Source organism: Bdellovibrio sp. HCB185ZH (assembly GCF_047302455.1).
Classification (GTDB): Bacteria; Bdellovibrionota; Bdellovibrionia; order Bdellovibrionales; family Bdellovibrionaceae; genus Bdellovibrio.
On sequence record NZ_CP178624.1, the window covers coordinates 1,223,125 to 1,241,186 of the forward strand.

General features: G+C 45.6%; 18 protein-coding genes and 1 riboswitch. Of the genes, 6 read left to right on the top strand and 12 right to left on the bottom strand.

Features of this window, described 5'->3' with window-relative positions; all coding sequences use genetic code 11:
• Positions 1 to 104: 104 nt before the first annotated feature.
• Both ACLSU7_RS05945 and ACLSU7_RS05950 read right to left on the bottom strand, forming a co-directional pair.
• The gene (locus ACLSU7_RS05945; protein WP_413294639.1) at positions 105 to 776 is read right to left on the bottom strand and encodes a glutathione S-transferase family protein; all 672 of its coding nucleotides are present in this window, start codon (positions 774 to 776) and stop codon (positions 105 to 107) included.
• Between the two features lie 356 nt (positions 777 to 1,132).
• A complete protein-coding gene (locus ACLSU7_RS05950) occupies positions 1,133 to 1,921 on the bottom strand; it encodes a hypothetical protein (protein ID WP_413294640.1) in 789 nt (262 codons plus the stop codon).
• Here ACLSU7_RS05950 and ACLSU7_RS05955 point away from each other — a divergent pair.
• A complete protein-coding gene (locus tag ACLSU7_RS05955) occupies positions 1,881 to 3,611 on the top strand; it encodes a hypothetical protein (protein WP_413294641.1) in 1,731 nt (576 codons plus the stop codon). The genes ACLSU7_RS05950 and ACLSU7_RS05955 overlap by 41 nt on opposite strands.
• 188 nt (positions 3,612 to 3,799) lie before the next feature.
• Complete coding sequence (locus ACLSU7_RS05960; protein WP_413294642.1) at positions 3,800 to 4,624, top strand: hypothetical protein; 825 nt, start codon at positions 3,800 to 3,802, stop codon at positions 4,622 to 4,624.
• Between the two features lie 48 nt (positions 4,625 to 4,672).
• Here ACLSU7_RS05960 and ACLSU7_RS05965 read toward each other — a convergent pair whose 3' ends face one another.
• From ACLSU7_RS05965 to ACLSU7_RS05990, 6 genes are read right to left on the bottom strand one after another with little or no spacing between them, the layout of a single operon-like run.
• Positions 4,673 to 5,035 (bottom strand): response regulator, encoded by a 363-nt coding sequence (locus ACLSU7_RS05965; RefSeq protein WP_413294643.1) that lies wholly within the window; start codon positions 5,033 to 5,035, stop codon positions 4,673 to 4,675.
• Complete coding sequence (locus tag ACLSU7_RS05970) at positions 5,032 to 5,454, bottom strand: Hpt domain-containing protein (RefSeq protein WP_413294644.1); 423 nt, start codon at positions 5,452 to 5,454, stop codon at positions 5,032 to 5,034. Before ACLSU7_RS05970 ends, ACLSU7_RS05965 begins: the two co-directional genes overlap by 4 nt.
• Complete coding sequence (locus ACLSU7_RS05975) at positions 5,454 to 6,866, bottom strand: glycosyltransferase (protein ID WP_413294645.1); 1,413 nt, start codon at positions 6,864 to 6,866, stop codon at positions 5,454 to 5,456. The genes ACLSU7_RS05970 and ACLSU7_RS05975 overlap by 1 nt, the downstream gene beginning before the upstream one ends.
• Positions 6,863 to 7,876, bottom strand: a complete 1,014-nt coding sequence (locus tag ACLSU7_RS05980; RefSeq protein WP_413294646.1) for a hypothetical protein — start codon at positions 7,874 to 7,876, stop codon at positions 6,863 to 6,865. The genes ACLSU7_RS05975 and ACLSU7_RS05980 overlap by 4 nt, the downstream gene beginning before the upstream one ends.
• Complete coding sequence (locus ACLSU7_RS05985) at positions 7,864 to 8,601, bottom strand: hypothetical protein (protein ID WP_413294647.1); 738 nt, start codon at positions 8,599 to 8,601, stop codon at positions 7,864 to 7,866. The genes ACLSU7_RS05980 and ACLSU7_RS05985 overlap by 13 nt, the downstream gene beginning before the upstream one ends.
• Positions 8,598 to 8,963 (bottom strand): response regulator, encoded by a 366-nt coding sequence (locus ACLSU7_RS05990; protein ID WP_413294648.1) that lies wholly within the window; start codon positions 8,961 to 8,963, stop codon positions 8,598 to 8,600. The genes ACLSU7_RS05985 and ACLSU7_RS05990 overlap by 4 nt, the downstream gene beginning before the upstream one ends.
• Positions 8,964 to 9,233: 270 nt before the next feature.
• Between ACLSU7_RS05990 and ACLSU7_RS05995 the strand changes: the two genes are divergently transcribed.
• The 3 genes from ACLSU7_RS05995 to ACLSU7_RS06005 all read left to right on the top strand — a co-directional run bounded on the left by ACLSU7_RS05995 (position 9,234) and on the right by ACLSU7_RS06005 (position 12,812).
• Positions 9,234 to 10,511, top strand: a complete 1,278-nt coding sequence (locus ACLSU7_RS05995; protein WP_413294649.1) for a hypothetical protein — start codon at positions 9,234 to 9,236, stop codon at positions 10,509 to 10,511.
• A 169-nt stretch (positions 10,512 to 10,680) separates the two neighbouring features.
• Positions 10,681 to 11,418 carry a hypothetical protein gene (locus ACLSU7_RS06000; protein ID WP_413294650.1) on the top strand — a complete coding sequence of 246 codons (738 nt, stop codon included), beginning with the start codon at positions 10,681 to 10,683 and terminating at the stop codon, positions 11,416 to 11,418.
• Positions 11,415 to 12,812, top strand: a complete 1,398-nt coding sequence (locus tag ACLSU7_RS06005) for a hypothetical protein (RefSeq protein WP_413294651.1) — start codon at positions 11,415 to 11,417, stop codon at positions 12,810 to 12,812. Before ACLSU7_RS06000 ends, ACLSU7_RS06005 begins: the two co-directional genes overlap by 4 nt.
• Positions 12,813 to 12,815: 3 nt before the next feature.
• On the opposite strand, the gene ACLSU7_RS06010 is transcribed toward ACLSU7_RS06005, so the two are convergent.
• The 4 genes from ACLSU7_RS06010 to ACLSU7_RS06025 form a co-directional block, all read right to left on the bottom strand.
• On the bottom strand, positions 12,816 to 13,961 hold the full coding sequence (locus tag ACLSU7_RS06010; protein WP_413295374.1) for a winged helix-turn-helix domain-containing protein: 1,146 nt from the start codon (positions 13,959 to 13,961) through the stop codon (positions 12,816 to 12,818).
• 18 nt (positions 13,962 to 13,979) lie between these two features.
• Positions 13,980 to 15,041 (bottom strand): M48 family metallopeptidase, encoded by a 1,062-nt coding sequence (locus tag ACLSU7_RS06015; protein ID WP_413294652.1) that lies wholly within the window; start codon positions 15,039 to 15,041, stop codon positions 13,980 to 13,982.
• Between the two features lie 4 nt (positions 15,042 to 15,045).
• Positions 15,046 to 16,020, bottom strand: coding sequence for a YjgN family protein (locus tag ACLSU7_RS06020; protein ID WP_413294653.1), 975 nt, complete (start codon positions 16,018 to 16,020; stop codon positions 15,046 to 15,048).
• 124 nt (positions 16,021 to 16,144) lie between these two features.
• Positions 16,145 to 16,759, bottom strand: coding sequence for a DUF938 domain-containing protein (locus ACLSU7_RS06025; RefSeq protein WP_413294654.1), 615 nt, complete (start codon positions 16,757 to 16,759; stop codon positions 16,145 to 16,147).
• A gap of 209 nt (positions 16,760 to 16,968) precedes the next feature.
• A riboswitch (purine riboswitch) is annotated at positions 16,969 to 17,068 on the top strand.
• Between ACLSU7_RS06025 and ACLSU7_RS06030 the strand changes: the two genes are divergently transcribed.
• Positions 17,058 to 17,927, top strand: coding sequence for an endonuclease I family protein (locus ACLSU7_RS06030; protein WP_413294655.1), 870 nt, complete (start codon positions 17,058 to 17,060; stop codon positions 17,925 to 17,927). (Overlaps the previous riboswitch by 11 nt.)
• Positions 17,928 to 18,062: the final 135 nt, after the last annotated feature.

The following is an 18,062-nucleotide window of genomic DNA, read 5'->3' on the forward strand; positions in this document are numbered from 1 at the left end:
TGACTGCCGAAAAACAGCACCGACACCGCGCTACCAAGAAATACTGCGTCAACACTCTAAAGAATCCATAAAAAAAAGGGATCAGTGAGATCCCTTTTTTTGAACTATTTAAATTGAATTGGTTTTGATTTTTCTGTCTTAGCGTCCTCGACCCAGAATTGCACTCCGTGATGGTCGTGGATGTTTTGCATGTATTGTTTCACCATGCGGTCGTTGATTTTAATTCCGTAGTGATGAAGGCGCATCACTACGGGAGCAAAGAATGCATCAGCAATACAGAAATCTCCAAACAAGAATGGCCCCTCACTCACCTTTAAAGCGTCTTTCCACATTTTTAGAATGCGCTCGATGTCGTGGGCTGTTGCTTCGGTCATATGACGAATCGGTTGAGTGCGTTTCAAATCCATGCTGAGTTCTGAGCGCAAGCTTTGAAAACCTGAATGCATTTCTGCGGCATAACTTCTAGCTAAAGCTCTGGTGCCTGCGTCTTCGGGCCACAATTTCGCTTCCGGCGAAAGTTCGTTCAAATATTCAGCGATAGCAAGTGAATCCCAGATCACACGCTTGCCTTGTTTCAACACCGGAATTTTTCCCGAGTCCGTGTGTTTTGCGATTTGGGCAGCGGTGTTTTTTTCGTCGAGTTTGATGTTGATTTCTTTAAATGGAAGACCAGATTGAACTGCTACCAACCACGCACGCATGGACCATGATGAATAAGTTTTGTCGCCGATAACTAGATCGAAATAAGGTTTATCGCTATGAACATGGTACGCCATGAATGTCTCCTCTGCTGGTCAACGCTTTCTTTAAGTACACACTTTCTCTTACGCCTTGGTGCAAAAGTACACCAATTTAATTGGTATATGAGTTGCATTTGTGAGTATTTCGCCACGGGGGGAGACCAAAATGAAACCACTAAGTCTGTTTTTAAGTTTTATGCTGTCATTCGGAACAGCACCCGCTTTTGCGTCGCGCGTTACTTGTAGCGCCCGTGATAAGGGATGGGAAGAACATTGGGGAGGCCATGATAGTTGCGGCTCTTGCCAAGCGAAACATGGTGACTGCGTTGAAACATGCAACCTTGAGTATGCTACCTGTGATGCCGTTGGAACAGACTATCTGGGAAATCGAATCACTGTGAAGGGTTCTGGCGAAGATCGCTGGAATGCTGAACAAGTTGCAGTGAACCTTTGCCAGCGCAACTTCGCAAACTGCACAGTTGTAAATTGCACTTCCGAATCAGAAGAAGTTTCTTCTCGTTGGTGCCCAAAACGCCCAGAACCACCGCCGGCTCCCGCGCCGAAGCCGCCAGCTCCGGCACCAAAACCTCCTGCGCCTGCGCCAAAGCCACCGGCTCCGGCTCCAAAACCTCCTGCGCCAGCTCCGAAGCCACCAGCTCCAGCGCCAAAGCCACCGGCTCCAGCTCCGAAGCCACCAGCTCCAGCGCCAAAGCCACCGGCTCCAGCGCCAAAGCCACCGGCTCCAGCACCAAAGCCACCAGCTCCAGCGCCGAAACCACCGGCTCCGGCACCGAAGCCACCAGCTCCGGCACCAAAACCCCCTGCGCCTGCGCCGAAGCCACCAGCTCCAGCTCCGAAGCCACCAGCTCCCGCACCAAAACCTCCTGCGCCTGCTCCGAAGCCACCTGCTCCAGCGCCGAAGCCACCTGCTCCAGCTCCCAAACCGCCAGGGCCCAAACCTGGTCCCGGCCCTGGAAGACCTGCGCCTGGTAAACCTGGTCATGGTCCCGGTGGACCTGGCAAAGGTGGTCCTCGTCATATGAATTTAGAAAGGAACTAAAAATGAATGCACTCCGCTCACTCACAATTATTTCATCCAGTGTTTTAGTTTCTGCAATCGCATTTGCAAAACCAGTGACAGTGAAAGACTGGTCACTCAATGATACAAACGCAACTTGCATCGCCTCCACTTCTCGCACGATTGCGGGAGCAACCTACCGCTTTGAACTCAGCTTTGATAAATCGGGAACATATCCGGTCGAGGCGTGGCTTCGTGACAGTTCAGGCGCGGCAAAAGCATTCCGCCTTTCCACAGAAGTGGCGCCGATCCAAAGCTTTGCTTTTATCCCACTGCAAGATGCCTCTGGAAACACAGCCTTCTGGCATGTACCGACAGATTCAAATGCTTTGGTCTCTTACATCAAACGCCAAACCCGTTTGATGGTTCAAGTTCTTGCACCAAACGAACCTAGCAAAGCCGTTGATTTTTCATTACGTGGATCCAGCGACATTGTTGATGCCTTAATGGCCCAATGTGCTGGTGGAAAATCGCTCGTATCGTCTGACTTTGAAAAATCCTTTGTTCCAGCGCAAACAGCGACGATGGATCCTTTAAAATTTAACCAAGAGCAAGCCGCACGCCTGCGCTCTTTGTATCAAGAATCCATTATCGCGAATTCGCAAAAAGCGACTTATCAAAGACAGTTGACGACACTTCACACGCAGTACGCAAAACAAATTCAAGAACTGGGAGCTGTCACAGGATCTCTGGATCAATTGACAACGAAAGAGCTTGTGAATCTGCGCAATCAAAAGTCGGCCCTGGAACAAAAAATCCAAGGTCTTGATCAACAAATCATCACTCAGCAAGCAGTCATCGACTCTAAAGAAGTTGAAGTCGCGGGCGCAAACGCCGTGTACGATGATGCGTGGAAAGTTCTTGCTCCCTACGAAGCAGAATACAAACGCCTTAGTACATTGGTGCAAAATTCCAAGAACGACCTTGCTCGCTATCAAAGTCAGCTTTCAAGCATCGACCAAGGTATTCAAAGCAAACAATCTGCCTTGAGTGATGCGCAAAATCAGGTATCAAGCCTTAACCGTCAGCTATCTCAGCTTGATTCAGAAATTCAGACCGCCCGTCAGTACGCGAACGCGACTGATTCCATCTGGAGAAGCTTTGATTACAATCGCGAACGCTATGACCGTATTCAATGGCATCCAATTACCGAATATTGCCGTCGAGGTGGGAGCGAACGTTGTGATCGCCTGATGTACAAAGTGCAAAACTATGCAGACAGTGAAACTTCGAATGTGCAAAATCGCCTGACTCAAAATGCGAATGTGACCCGCAGCAATCTGGATCAAAAGATGAATGCTTACACGAGCATCGCAAATCAAATTAATAATTATCAGCAAAGTGTGATTCCAAATCTGCAAAACCAGATTTCTGACTTGCGCAATCAACGTCCTGCCATCGAAGCGTCAGCATCCCGAGCTCGTGATGAAGTGGCAAACAGAACTGCAGCCGTGCAATCCTACGATCAAAGTGTTGGTTACTCTGCGAAAAAGGCTGATATGACGGCAAAGGCAAATGTCGTTGTAAGATTTCAAAATGAGTTAAAAGTGCTGGAACAAACTCAAGCCACGTACCAAACGGCTCGTTCGCAATCCCTTGCAGGACTTTCCTCGACGGATAAAAAGATTCAAGATGTGCTGGCGAAAATTCAAAGCACTCAAGGTCGCGAGTCTGAGCTGAACAAAGTCTTAGCGCCCTACTTTGCGGAAAAATCCCGCATCGAAACAGCGATCAGCACGGCTCTCTCTATCATTGAACAAAACAAAGCCGAATTCGCCACAGTTCTTAACTAAATTTTAGTATTTAAAAAATACTCTTAAAAGCCACAGCTCTCCTGTGGCTTTTTTGTTTTTACACAGTCGAGTTCTTGTGCCCCCTCAAAATACATTCTGTAAATTGAAATTCTTCTGAAACCGGCCCTACCCGATCACACAAAGCCGTGTCTGAATATTTGCAACGTCAACAACAGGAGGATTTTAAAATGAGTTCACGCAGACAAAGACATTCACCATCGACATATCATGCTGGTACTTCTTCGCGTTCAGGATACAGCACGGACCGTGGCAACTACCAAGGGCAGCAAGACTTTAGCTACGAAACCAGAGGTCATCGTCCTTCTGAAAACTATTTTGACGAGCGTGAACAACGTGGTACCGGTCATGGGGAATATCGTGAACCTGCAGACTACTACAGTGGACGTGGCGCTTATGGACAAGACCGTTTTGAAAATGCTTCCCGCAACTCGCGTGGGGACTATGTTCGTGGCGGATCTGAGGGTATGAACTCTCGTGGGACACGTTCTGAAAGATACGGTCGTCAAGATGGTTACGGCCAGGGCCAATCCCAATACGGCATGGGCGAACAGTACGGCCAACAACGTGGCCAATCGGGCGAGCGCAGTCGTTATGGTCAACAAAGTCAATACGGTCAGCAAAATCAGTATGGTCAACAAGGTCAACGTAACCAATACGAAAGCTCCGGCCGTGGTGGTGGCCGTGACCGCGATCAACGTTATTTTGACGAAGACTATGAAGGAACTCGCGGTTTTAATCGTAACTACAATATGAATTCCGACTATGAAAGTTATGGTCGTCAAAATGAAAGCCGCAGACCTTACGATGAAGAACATCGCGCTTATGAACGCGATGAAACTCCGCAAAGAATGGGACAAAGCTGGGAAGGAATGGATTTTGAAAATTCTGACTACGGCTCGTCAGATTATTCCCGCGGTAACTGGCAAGATGAAGGCTATCGTCGCGGCGATTCTCACGGTCGCGGTGGCCGTCACTCAAGAGACATGTATTAAAATTAAAAAGGCCCAGGTTCAATCCTGGGCCTTCTTCTCAATCACACTCTAAATTATGTACTTACGTAAAACCGCTTCGATTTTCACCACATCTAACGGCTTTGCTATATAGTCTGTCATTCCGACTTGAAGACAGCGCTCTTTCTCGTCGGTAAGTCCACTCGCAGTCATCGCGATAATCGGAACTTCCGCATAACTAGAAATCCCACGAATTTTCTGCGTCGCTAAGTACCCATCCATTTCGGGCATATGGCAATCCATCAATATTAAATCAAAGCTCTGAGACTGAGCGGCCTCGACTGCAAAATGACCATTTTCAACAATGGTAAATTCATACCCCAACCTAGCCAACAATCCGCGAAGGATCAGCTGATTAACGGGGTTATCATCGGCAGCGAGGATCTTCTTCATGCGGCTTGGGTTTGTATTTTCGAAAACCCGGCGACCAATTGGTTAAGCTGTGAAACAAACTTTGTAACGTCACTATTTAATTTATGAAACTGAATGACGAATTGTTCTTGAGTCCAGGAATCAGAGTTCACTTCAATCAGACGAGCCATCTCGGCCACATTCGCATCATGGAAGTTTCCGATAGCGCCTTTAAATTTGTGAGCGCAGTCATGGATTTTTTTGCGGTCCATGGATTCGATGGCTTGCTTCACGTCATTCAATTGTTCTTTATAACAATCCAGGAACAAGGCTGAAGCCGCCAAAAATATTTCAAACTCTCCCATGTAACGAGTGTCCATCATTTCTACCAATGCAGAAATATTAAATCCCGCGGATTCAAGTTCGGGGCAAAACTGTTTAATAGAACGCTCGATACTCATTAAGATCCTCTGTTCTTGGCAAATCCTTTGCGTTTCATATCACCCCAGGAATGATTTCCCTTAAGATGATCAATCAATGCGCGGATTCTCCAATAAGAATTAATTTGGCGGTAACCAAAGTTTTCAAATACCGTAGAAAAAACTAAAAGTGCAATACAGCGAACTCGGGTGTAACGATGATAGTACAGCTCCCCGATCACCACAGCTCCCACTGAAATCAACATGCCATAAAGCAGACTTGCCACCACCAGAGTCATAATCTGTTCATAGTGAACTGTGCCCAGGGCCAATCCAAATGCGATTGCAAAGTAAGCCGAAAATTCAATGAAAGGTCCCAAAATATCGACGATGAAATTATAAGGGAATGCAAAGAGCCCAATAATTCCATAGCGCGGATTCATCATCATATCGCGATTAAAATAAAGCGTTTGCAGCAAGCCCACCTGCCAGCGGCGGCGCTGCTTACCCAAAGTTTTTAAATCCGAGGGAGCTTCTGTCCAGCAAACAGGATCCGGCAAAAACACGATGGAATACTTTTTACCCATATCGCGGTATTTGCGATGCATACGCACCACTAGGTCCATGTCTTCGCCAAGGCTTGTTGTCTGGTAGCCATTGACGGCGACCACAGCTTCTTTACGGAAGATACCAAAGGCTCCCGAGATCACCAGTGTGGAATTAAGCATATCCAATCCCACGCGACCGCAGAAAAAACTTCGGATGTATTCAACGATTTGCACACGCTCAAGCCAGCGATCGGGCATTTGGTTTTCCACCAGGCGGCTGTTTTTGAATGTTGACCCATTGGCGAGCTGAATCGTTCCACCCGAGGCAATCGTATCTGGGTTTTCCACAAACGGCATTGAAATCGCAAGCAAGGCATCATCATCTAATAGCGAGTCTGAATCCACCGCGCACACCAGATCGTGAGCACAGTAATCCATACCGATATTTAAGCTATCCGCTTTTCCAGAGTTGGCCTTATCAATCAAAATCAAGTTCGGGTGAATCTGTGAGCGATAGATCCCGCGCACGTTGTTTTTTGAAAGATTAGACATGCGCACAACCTCGTCGGGTTCAAGCAAGCAGGCCTTTTTCATCACTTCAAAGGTTCCATCTTTGGATCCATCATTAACGACAACCACTTCGATACGACTGTATTTCAAGCGCAAAAGTGAGTGCACGGAATCGACGATGGATTTTTCTTCGTTATATGCAGGAACAATAATCGAAACCGGCGGAGAGAATCCATAGGAACTCCCCTGCGCGCCCAATAGCGGCTTAATATGCGTACGACGACGGATCGAAAGCAGCGCCAGTGCAAAAAGCACGATGTAAAAGCTATTCACAGCGAAAAAGTAAATCGCGATAAACTTCAGATAGTGAGGGAGAAATTCGGCAATATAACTCATGCTGCATTCCTTGCATCAGATAGCTGAAGGTAAAGTCTGCGACCCTGTGGACTTTCATCCTCGGACAATCTCGCAGTTAGTTCTGCTTTTAAATCGGGACGGATTTTCAATAGAGCCAAATAGGCAAAGTTTCTAACCGAGGGACTGTTGACATCGGTCATTCTTAATAGCAAATCTTCGGCTTCTTCGTCGGGCACGACGGTTAGGCACATCGTATAGCGACGAAAATCAAATTCTTCAAACTCCGGGAATCCTTCGCAGCGAAGACCGTCAATCATCTGATCCTTAACGATGGGAAGGGCTTCTGCCACATGCAGACGAAGCACAACTTCCAGGCACATGTTGATGACTTGACGGTTCTTATGCGTGCTTAAAAGCGTCAAGAATTCTTCAGAATAACTGATAGCAAACATCTCAAGGATCTGAGCTGCGGTATCCATACGATTCATTGACACAAGCTTGTTAAGCTCTTTATCGATATTCACATGAAGCTTTGGATACTTGATTTTTAAAAGAAACTTTAAGGCAGCAAAATGCACATAGGGAGAAGGATCATTCAGCATTTTACTAATTAAAAAGCCTGAATCGACATCTTCCAGAATATCAATCCGCGATAAAGCCGCCAAGCGCTTCGCAAAGCTCTTATTCAAAAGAAGCTGTCTATCTTCACTTAGAAAACCCATCTCGCTATAAAGACGACTTAAGTTCTCACGATAGGTGCCACTGACACTTTCCAACGCTTTTAGAATAAGACCTCGAACCACGATACGATCACGATAGTTCAGAGCTTTTAGATCAGCAATGTCCAGATTCATGCCGCAGCAGATATCTGTCACTCGTTCATGTAAGACCGGAATGATGGCCGACGACTTTTTCAAAGAGCCTTTGCGATAAATCGCCATACAGAAAATCAGGCCGACGCCAAATACGTTAAGCACCACCTGAAAGGAAATCAGGTAGGCCGCCCAATGAGCGCGAATAGCTTGCACGAACCACTCTACCAACGCCATTGAATTCCTGTTCCCCACGCTGAACCGCTGCGGAGATGCCCTTGATAATCTTCTAAAGTCAAAAAGATATTGCCGTATTTATGATAGTAAGTGGCAGTCACCGAATAGGAATTAAAGTCATCGATGATACCGATATCTTCACGATTCTCCCCACCCGCCCAAGAAAGTTCACCACCGACGCGCTCATAGCGAAACCGGAAAAATTCACGGTGAGCATGATGCCAGCCACGGTCTTCATAAAACCAGCTGCTGTGACCCACACTTAACGTATCCGTAAAAAAGTAAATGAACTGCGGCTGGAAAGTTTGAACTTCGCCGGTATAAAATTTAGCGTAATGAAGTCCCAACGCTAAATCCCAATTCGCAAAATACGACGTGTGCGGAATCAGGGAGGCCGACACTTCGGCGCCCACTACTGTTTCTGCATCGTAGGCTCCCATAAATTCGACATAGGATTTTGCCGATTCAAAAACTTGCGTATCACCGACCATCAGGGCGTCACGATAAAAACCCACTTCACTGGTGTAGTTTCTTTCGACGTGTTCATAGCCGATATAAAATTTGTTGTAGGGCGTAAATTCACCGTTCAGCAAATATCTTTCGCCGGATTCGTGATAGACGTTTCCGTAATCACCCTTTCCGTAAGAAACATCCAAGGACGTGAGTGCCGCGGCAAATGCTTGCGAAGAAATCATTAACAAAGAAAATAACAACACTCGAATCATTGGCGCCCCAGCACAATTTTTACTTTTGCCAGGATCAAGGGCAAATTGTAGGGCTTCGTCAGATGATCTAAGGCACCAATCTCTAAACTTTTTAAAGAGGCCTCTTCAGATTTATTGGAAGTGAGAACGATTGTGGGTGGCAGCACATTTTTCTCGCGGGCATGCCAGATCAATTCAATTCCAGAAAGTCCCGGCATGGAAATGTCGGTGATCAAAAGATCAAATTTCTGGGTGAGTAAATACTGTTCCAGTGCTTGTTGTCCATCATGAGCGCGCGTGACTTGATAGCCCGCAGACTTTAATGCGCGTTCCAAAATCATGCCCTCAATTTCACTGTCCTCGGCGATGAGGATATGCTTCATTTCCATAAACACCCTGCTGCTAATCCATATTCATGATTTGACAAGCTTATCGGCTATTTACAGAGGAAAGAAAGACGAGAAATTTCGAACCAGAGTTAACTCACATTCGCAAGCCAGACCCTCCGTCTCATCTCAAAACAGCGCGTGGCTCTTTGATAAATGCAATAAACTGGACCACTCCTACAAGATTTCTTGAGACGCTAGGTCGAGTCCTCTCGGGGTCTGCTAATCTTCCCGAAGAGTTATATAGAAGTTCAATCAGAGGTCATCATGAGAGCGTTAAATATAGCCATCAGTATTCTGCTAATGCAAACCTTGTCAGCATGTCGCAGCTCCAGCACTCCCTGCGCAGATCGCCTGTGCAACACTTATGACAATATCTCTCTTGATCAATCCGAAGTAACGGGAGTTGCAGCAAATTCCTATTCAAGCGGGATGCATTCGATGAGCCTACTGAGTGATGTCCTTTCGCTCACGCCAACTTTAACTTTGGTCGGCACATTGGCTCCTCCGACTGTGAATGGCGCAAAAGTACAAGCTAGCGATATCACAGTCAGCGGATCTAAAGTGTATGTGGCATATAATACTGCAGGAAACACACAAGCTGGCGCGATTGATGTTATTGATATCTCAAACCCCCTGATGGTGACGATGGTATCGGAAGCACTTTATCCAACGACGGATATTCATAAAGTCTATGTCGATGGCAATAGACTTTTTGCAGCGGGTGCAACCTCTGACAATGGCGGTGGAGGCAACGTTCAAAGAATTCAATTAGACGCCAATGGCAGACTGACTTCATTCGTGAATTCCGTCTTTTTAAGAAGTGCTAGTAATGCTTCCGTCCCGGCGTATGCTGGCACGAGCGTTATTTCTTCCGGCAGCTATGTCTATGCGCTCTCAGGAGATAATGGCGGTCTTTCAATTTTAAACGAATCTAATCTTTCAGAAGTCTCCTTCACCCAACTTGATGACGCTCGCGATATTTCGTTCGATTCTTCGAAATCAAGTCTTTACGCCGTAACCGGAAAAACGGTCAGTACGAATGCTGGCATTAAGCATTTTGATCTGACTGGTGGAGCCCTGGGATCTGGAAACTACACCTTAGCGAATGCCCAGGTGAATGATGGTGGTAAATCCACGATTGTCACTGGCAGCAGCATGCAAATCGCGACCGCTGGCTATGGTGGCGCAAGGCTGATATGCACTGCGAGCGGAACGTCCTTGGGCTTGGCTGCTAATCCGACAGTCTCTGGATTAACAGCGGCAGAGCAAGTTGCAAATGCTGCGACCTATGGTGGCGGTTATATGTTCGTTGCAAACGGTGAAGCTGGCGTGTCGGTTTATTCGATCAACGCTCCTTTGATTCCATCAGGTTGTAATTTGGTATCAATCACATTCCTTGGCCGCTTTAATCTTGGAACGGATGCTTCTGTAAATAACCTTTATTACACCAATGGACACTTGGTCGTTGCGACGGGTGAAAAAGGATTTAAAATCATCAAAGTAACGACTTCAATTTTGTCGGGATTACTTCAAGCCCTGTAATAGAAAAAACTTAATAAAACGAACGTTCTCATTCTGAAACGGCGCTAATGGCGCCGTTTCTTGTCTCCGCCAACGACCCTAGACATCGTTTGTGGTACCACGGTGAACTAATAGTGCCTGACCGTGGTATGAATCTCGCTTTTCCTCTAGATATTCGTGGAGGTAGCGAGTGTCTCAATTTGGGAAATATCATTTGCTAAGTGCAGTGGCATTGATTGCTGGTATTTACTGGTTTAATCACTCCCCTAAGTCCGCTGCGATCCCTGGTGATTCCATGGCAGCTGACCAGGCCGTAAAATCACACACCTTTGCTGCGAGCCCACAAGCGGCTTCTGGGGTTTTACCTCAAGCCACAAACCCAGTTGGGAATTCAGCTGCAGTTCTTGGGACTGGGCCTTCAAATCGAACTCAATTTTCTCCTCGCCTCGAGCGCCAAGTAAATTATATCGCCATGATGCTATCTCGTCCTGATGTGGCTCTGCCACCGCAAGCCTCGAAGGTCGATCATTTAACTTCAGAAGAAATAAACCAACTAGGTTCTGCTGTTATCGATACCAAGCAAAATCACGCTGTACGCCGAGCAAGTATTTATCTGCTCTCAAAAGCTGGAGCTAAAGCTATCCCCGCTTTAGATACCGTTGTGACGACGAACTTTAAAGCGAGTGCCCAAGAAACCGAAGCACCCCTTCGCGTCACGGCTTTAGAGTCCTTGGATCGTCTGACTGAAAATTCAAAGGAAGTTTTACCCATTTTAGAAAAAACCATCAACGTGCAACAAGATAAGTCCCTGACTTTCCTTGCCTCCATCAGTGCCGGCGGCATTCGTCATGGAAAACCAGGAAAACTAACTCGCGCCATTAATATGATGATTCAGGAAAAATTAGCCAGCAAGGATAACGGACAATGAGAATTTTAAAAATTAAAATCCTTTGTGGAATTTTCTATTCATCCCTACTTGTTTTTGGTGCAAGCGCAGCCCACGCTCAAAACAATGCAAATGAATGCATCAATCCTGACCTTTTGAAGTATGCTTTATCCCAATACCAATTCGAAGATGTCGACGGTTCTGGAAATGTGACAAAAACCTATTCTGAAATGGATGTCTGCGATCAGGGTATTTTTAAAGTTGCCTTACAGGGCATCGATTACTTGCGAAAAATGCCAAATGGAAAAATTCCTGCAAACTTCCAAACTTTGATCAGCAAGGAAGGCGGAATTAACTTTCTAAAAAAACGTATCAAAAAAATTCAAATCGATTCCGCAGAAGATTCAGATTGCGGCGAAAGCACAGCAGCGAGAGTGTTCTTTCACGAAGCCGCAGAAGGTATCATGCATCTGTGCCCTACGATGAAAAACAGCTCCCCGATTGAAGCTGCTGGATTCTTAGTCCATGAGGCGCGCCATATCGACGGCTTTGCCCATGTTAAGTGTGAACACGGGATTTTAATGTCTACTGAAGGAGCCGCTTGCGATAACACCTATCAGGAGCAAGGTTCCTATGGCATTTCCTTGGGCTTTCAATTTCAAGTTTATCTGACAACAAAAAATGAGGCGGTCAAAGAGGAATCTCGTTCCAACATCATTCTAAGCTCCTTAAACAATTTCAACAAAGCCCCCTTAGGTTTACAAAAGGGTGGCGTATTCTTGGATGAAGATAATATTTTGGGCTTTTATGAAGGAACGCAGGAATACCGCCTGGCAGAGTTCACCGATAAAACTATTGGACTTACTTTGCATGGCGGCCTCCCGACGGTCATTTTTGAAGATGGGAATGTTACCAAGTATGATTTCACGCGCGAGTGGATTTTAAACGGTGGCACTCTTATCGACTCCTTGAAAGGCATGTCCGCTTCCACCCGCGCTGACATCCAAGATATCTATGCCAACAAAGACAACTGCTTTCTTTTTAAAAATGAGCTGAAATGTCTGGATGGTGATGGGTTCCTAACCTATCGCTTTGATACTCTGAAGCCAGTGGCTTTTTCGGATCGCTATCAGTCCTGGAACAACCCACTCTCGATTTTGATGGATAATGGTGCGGTCTACTCGATGCCAGAACCAAAAAACTTTGCCACCACCAGAGACGCAGATTTAAAAGTGGATAGCAAAGCAACAACTTATGCCGGTATTACCTCTTTCGCTGAAATGCAAAATGGATCCATCATGGGGATTTCTAATAAAGGCTTTATGATGGTAAAAAAATCCAAAGATGCAAAATGGATCCGCGCGAAAGAATTCGGCGATTTTAAAATGAAAAAAATTATCCCATTCTATTGGTCCAAGCGCCTGGAAGACCTATAAAAATTATTTCGCGAGCTGGAACTTTTCAAAGCGGTTCAGCTCGCTTTCAATGAGTTGCTTATTTACTTTTGATTTATGTTTACCCAACCAGCTCCACTGCTGGATCAGCAATTCCTGATTTTGACGATCTGTTTTTAGATCCAGTACCGCAACAGCCTGATCACCGATAATCACTGGCAAAGTGAAATATCCGTATTTGCGTTTCTCTTTCGGCAGGTACGCTTCAAATCTGTGATCGTATCCAAAGAACATATTAAAGCGTTTGCGTTGAATCACCAGCGGATCAAAAGGCGATAAAATATGGGTCAAATCGTTCGCCTCGGGGATTTCTGATTCCAAGTGCTCTGAATCGATCCAAAACTGAACTTTCTCGATACCAGGAACATCGACTGGGATCAATGCACCTTTACGTACGCGAGCTTCGACACGTTTTAAAACTTCTTTTCTAAAAGCGGCCTTTTGCATATAGGTGATCGACTCTAAACTCACCACCCCTTGGGAGCGCATGGCGCGATCAATGTGATAATCAAGGACTTCCGAGGCACTCGCTGCCTTGGGTCGCTTCGTCCAGCCAAAATGGCGATCGGTTAGCTCGTACTTTTTAAGCATGCCCACACGCTCAGCGATCACTAAATCTCCACCGTTAAACGCGCACTGTAAATGCCGCTTGGATGGTTTTTTACTAGCCCACGGGTGATCTTTTTCCACCAGTTCTTCGTCATTCACATCACGAATGGAAATTGCTCCCTGCTTTTTCACGGTGGCTAGGACTTTTTTGACATCCGCGGTTGTGACATCACGATACCAGCTGGAGGGATTTTCTTTTCGGCGTTTCATATCACCGATGAAATATTTGAAATCTTCCGTCGCAATGTACGCTAAAGCATGAGTCCAATACTCAAAAACAGTTTTATCTTTTGTTTGAGCTTGCTGCAGGTGGGATCTTTTATAGTCAGGAATTCGCGAATACAAAATATGATGATGGGAGCGCTCGATCACGTGGATCGTATCTATTTGGACATAGCCCAGGTGCTTGATCGCTTTAACAACAGCTTTAGCTCCGCTACCAAACGGCTGCGCCTCATGCAGTCCTTGAGACTGCAACCAAAGTGCTCGGACCTGTTCTGAAGAAAGCGTTACTTTTGATATCACGGACTTAAAGATATCTTAATGGCAGGAGCGCTTCAAGTCTTGCCACTCTTCTTTAGTTAAAATCGGTTGATTGTCAGCGGCAATGGAATAAGGCTCAAACATTTCAATGCGAGCTTTGCCCGCTGGATGAGTCGAAATAAATTCCGGGATCTTGGAAGCCGGGCCCGTTTCATCAAGGCGTTTAAACAAATCAATAATTCCTTGCGTGGAAACTTTTGACTGACGCAGGCGATTTAAAGCGCCCTTATCAGCACTTGCTTCCATCTCGCGATCAAAACTTAAAGTAAAAAACTGGGAAGCCGTATGGGGATCCACCACTAACACTGCAGAAGCATCGCCAACGGATATCGCCATCAACGAAGTCAAAAGCGTGCTGCGCACGATGGATTCCAGAATATGCCGCTGCTTAACGTGTTCGATCTCGTGGGCTAAGACGCCGACGATTTCTTCAGGGCTTTGGGCTTTCTCTAAAAGCCCACTTAAAATCCAGATCTGGGCTCCGGGAAGTGCAAAAGCATTCACCTGAGAATTTTTGATGATATGAAACTCAATCCCCAGTTCTTTATCCCCTTCTTGCAGGGGATAAACTTTGGAAAGCATCTTTTCAAAGGCAATACCTTGGGAAACTGAAAGCTGACACATGGTCGGAGGACGTAATTGCGTGATGGCCCCTAGCATCTGCTTTTCGCGTGCGTGGCTGATGTTACGTGCAATCATTTTGGTTACAGGTTTTACCGCTAAAAATACCACGCCTACAGCAACAACTAAAGCCGACAGCCATAAGACGATCTGACTTTTCTTAAATTGCAAAGGTTGTTCTTTTTTAAATTTTACTTTTAAAGCAGGCTCTCCCAGGAAATCTATATCCAGGATTTCCAGACGAGCATCGGGCTCCCCCTGGCACAGGATCACGACAGCTGAAATATACACAGGATCGCGATGCAGAAGCTTTAACGGCCACGTATCAAGCAAACGGCCGTCCTTGGAAATTTCCAGAACGGCCTCATTTATCTTTACCAAAACTTCCTCTGACGAGGGAGTTTCTCCGTCAAAATACTTGGCGCGGTAAGATTTCATCTGCTTAGAAACCTAGATCCAAATCGTATTCTGCAACGATATCATCAGCCATGGCACTGCCATCACTTTTCAGACTGTGAACTTGAGCGAAATCAAGGGAACCCACGACGTGGATGTTTTCAACGATTTTACCAAGACCCCAAGCAAAAATCCAAGGCACAGCTAGGCCAAATGTAAAGATCGCCCCGAGGTAAGCAATCAAGGTGCAAAAGAAAATGTCTTTACCAGACATTGTGAATTCCATGCGAGCACCTTGAAAATGCGTGTGCTCCATTTTAAATCGCATAACACTTGCCATGTACCACGGACCATAAAAGCCCAAAGTGATGATGGATAAAAGCAGACCCTTTGCATTCAGCATGAAATACTCTTTATCCGCACCATCATACGAGAAATGAACTGTACCAAAACGCATACGGTTCACTAAAAAGGCTCTTTTTTGATTTTGAAAGTAGGAATAGTAAAAACCCAATGTCACGATCGACAACAAAACACCCTTGGCATAAAGCTTTAAGAAAGATTTGGTTTGTTCTTTATCCTTATCCACACCAAAGCGGATTTGCCTCCAAGTTGTGCGCGACAGACGGTAGCGAAGTCCTGAATACGTTGCGATCGCAAATACGAAGGCCCACAAAAACATCCCTGCGATACTCAAGGGTAATGACAAGAAAGGGGCGACCACTTTTACGATATTGCTTAGACCAAAAAGTCCCGCAATCAGTGCAAAAAGTTTTAGCCAACCATAAAACAGTTCTTCGCCCGTCCCGACGTAAGCCGCACGGTCACCCATGAACTGTACATTTTCCCACAAGTAACGACGGAAATTAGTTTTTGCCCAGGGACGATAGATACCCAGTGTGATGATCGTCAGGAACAGATTTTTTAACATGACCAAGGCAAGCTCAGAACCTTTACCAGTGAATTCCAGGCTAAAGCGACCTGACTGAGAAGATGAAGTTGTCGAAGATTCTGCTTCCACGCGGAAACGCTCCTTGGTTAGTGGTGCTAACTCTTCGGCATCCCGCAGGTAAACATTAAAAACTTTACGAGTCCTTATCAGGATCTCAATGCGATGCGATACTTTGGTCGTGTTAAGAGCGTTACTAACGTTTGCTGACGAACTTTAAACGACGGAAATAAAGCAGACGATTATTTGACGGCATTTCATAGTCTTTAACGAGCTCAAAACCATTTTTAAACATCGCCGCTAAGACGTCTTCAAAAGAGCGAATCCCACTCAGTGGATCTTTCTCTTTTAAAGTCTTATCGAATTCTTCGTTGCTGGGAGTTGTGAACTTGCCATTATAATTGAACGGACCATAGATCAAAACTTTGCCGCCCTCTTGCAAGCGAGCGCTGATAAGTTTGATAAAGGACTTACACTCTTTCCAATGCATGATGTGAAAGGTGTTCACCGTCAAAATAGCGTCATAAGTACGAATCGGAAAATCATCTTCGCCAATTTTCAGACGGTACGGAGTTCTGATGTTGCGAATCCCCGCCTCTTTGATCGCTTCTTTAAGCATCGGAAGATTTTCACTCACTTCCGTCGGCTGCCAGGTCGTTTTCGGAAAAAATGGCGCAAAATAAATCGCATGCTGACCGGTACCAGATCCCACTTCCAACAAAACTTGGTCTTCAGGACGAAGCACTTTTTTAAGCACTTCAAGAATAGATTCTTTATTACGATCAGCCGCGGGAGAGAAAGGTTTTTCCATGAAGACAAACTAACACAAACGAACGTTCATGAAAACAAAGTCGAATTCTATAAGTAGATCGCAGCGCTGTTGACTAAGTCAGCGTTTCGTTAAGATTTTTTGTGCTCATTTGTGTTTTAACGTGTGCTCAGCCCAAGTGTTACGCAATTGACGCTCGTGGCCTTAACAATTTTGAAATGATAGTTGCCTCTTTTTAGATGATGGGACAAACCATTGGGCAAGATAAACCGCATATAAGCGATTAATATGGAATCGCGTATCTACCGGGCACCGTTAAATGCCTGTCTATGGAGGTCCCATGAAAGCAGTGCTTTCTTTAGTTCTAGTTGTTTGCTCGATGTTCTTTGCAATCTCGGGTCATGCAGCTCCCCTTTCTCACGGAATTTCTTACTACGGTGAAGAATTCTACCAAGATCTTGCTAATGGCGCTTCGAACGAAGCTTTGAAAAGCAGAATCGCTTACATCCTTCGCAACCAACACAAACAAGTTGCAAACGGTTACGACAAAATTTCTGAAAACTGCTCTGGCGAAGGTTGCTACCAACACATCTCTTTGGGTTATGATGGTGCACGCGCTTGGATGATGGGTACTTACTATTTGACTAAAGTAGACGGTCAATACGCTCTTCCAGACGTTTATTGCCAAGTTTACAGAACTGAATCTGAATTCGCTGCTGGTCGCGGACCGGCTCCAGGCAAATACCCAGATGGCAACATCCTAAACACAGAGCACACATGGCCACAAAGCCGTTTCTCTGGTCAGTTCAACGTGGGAATGCAAAAATCTGATTTGCATCACTTGTATCCAACAGACAATGAAATGAACTCAACTCGTGGTAACTACGAGTTCGGTGAAGTTGAAAGAGATAACAAAACATTGAAATGCCCAGTGGCTCGTTTCGGTAAGCCAAAGGGCGGTGGCGGAGCAGATGTTTTCGAACCACCACAAGCTCACAAAGGTAACGTAGCTCGTGCCTTGTTCTACTTCTCTGTACACTACAGCTTGCCAATCAGCCCACGCCAAGAAGCTTTCTTGCGTAAATGGGACAAAGAAGATCCGGTAGACGAAGAAGAAATGGCTCGCAACAACGCGATCCTAACTGTTCAAGGCAACAGAAACCCATTCATCGACTACCCTGAATTGGTTGATAAAATTAACAAGTTCTAATTTCGATTCGTTTGAAATTGAAAAAAAAAAGCCAGAGGAGACTCTGGCTTTTTTCGTTTTAAGCGTCATCAACACTGAAATAATACACTTTCCCATTTTTTACCCTTCCACCCCAGGCCCACTTCTAAACGGTAG

Excerpts from the sequence above, each read along its gene's own strand:
- ACLSU7_RS05945 (WP_413294639.1), bottom strand. The coding sequence starts at position 776 with ATGGCGTACCATGTTCATAGCGATAAACCTTATTTCGATCTAGTTATC.
- ACLSU7_RS05950 (WP_413294640.1), bottom strand. The coding sequence starts at position 1,921 with ATGCAAGTTGCGTTTGTATCATTGAGTGACCAGTCTTTCACTGTCACT.
- ACLSU7_RS05960 (WP_413294642.1), top strand. The coding sequence starts at position 3,800 with ATGAGTTCACGCAGACAAAGACATTCACCATCGACATATCATGCTGGT.
- ACLSU7_RS05965 (WP_413294643.1), bottom strand. The coding sequence starts at position 5,035 with ATGAAGAAGATCCTCGCTGCCGATGATAACCCCGTTAATCAGCTGATC.
- ACLSU7_RS05970 (WP_413294644.1), bottom strand. The coding sequence starts at position 5,454 with ATGAGTATCGAGCGTTCTATTAAACAGTTTTGCCCCGAACTTGAATCC.
- ACLSU7_RS05975 (WP_413294645.1), bottom strand. The coding sequence starts at position 6,866 with ATGAGTTATATTGCCGAATTTCTCCCTCACTATCTGAAGTTTATCGCG.
- ACLSU7_RS05980 (WP_413294646.1), bottom strand. The coding sequence starts at position 7,876 with ATGGCGTTGGTAGAGTGGTTCGTGCAAGCTATTCGCGCTCATTGGGCG.
- ACLSU7_RS05985 (WP_413294647.1), bottom strand. The coding sequence starts at position 8,601 with ATGATTCGAGTGTTGTTATTTTCTTTGTTAATGATTTCTTCGCAAGCA.
- ACLSU7_RS05990 (WP_413294648.1), bottom strand. The coding sequence starts at position 8,963 with ATGAAGCATATCCTCATCGCCGAGGACAGTGAAATTGAGGGCATGATT.
- ACLSU7_RS05995 (WP_413294649.1), top strand. The coding sequence starts at position 9,234 with ATGAGAGCGTTAAATATAGCCATCAGTATTCTGCTAATGCAAACCTTG.
- ACLSU7_RS06005 (WP_413294651.1), top strand. The coding sequence starts at position 11,415 with ATGAGAATTTTAAAAATTAAAATCCTTTGTGGAATTTTCTATTCATCC.
- ACLSU7_RS06015 (WP_413294652.1), bottom strand. The coding sequence starts at position 15,041 with ATGAAATCTTACCGCGCCAAGTATTTTGACGGAGAAACTCCCTCGTCA.
- ACLSU7_RS06025 (WP_413294654.1), bottom strand. The coding sequence starts at position 16,759 with ATGGAAAAACCTTTCTCTCCCGCGGCTGATCGTAATAAAGAATCTATT.
- ACLSU7_RS06030 (WP_413294655.1), top strand. The coding sequence starts at position 17,058 with ATGAAAGCAGTGCTTTCTTTAGTTCTAGTTGTTTGCTCGATGTTCTTT.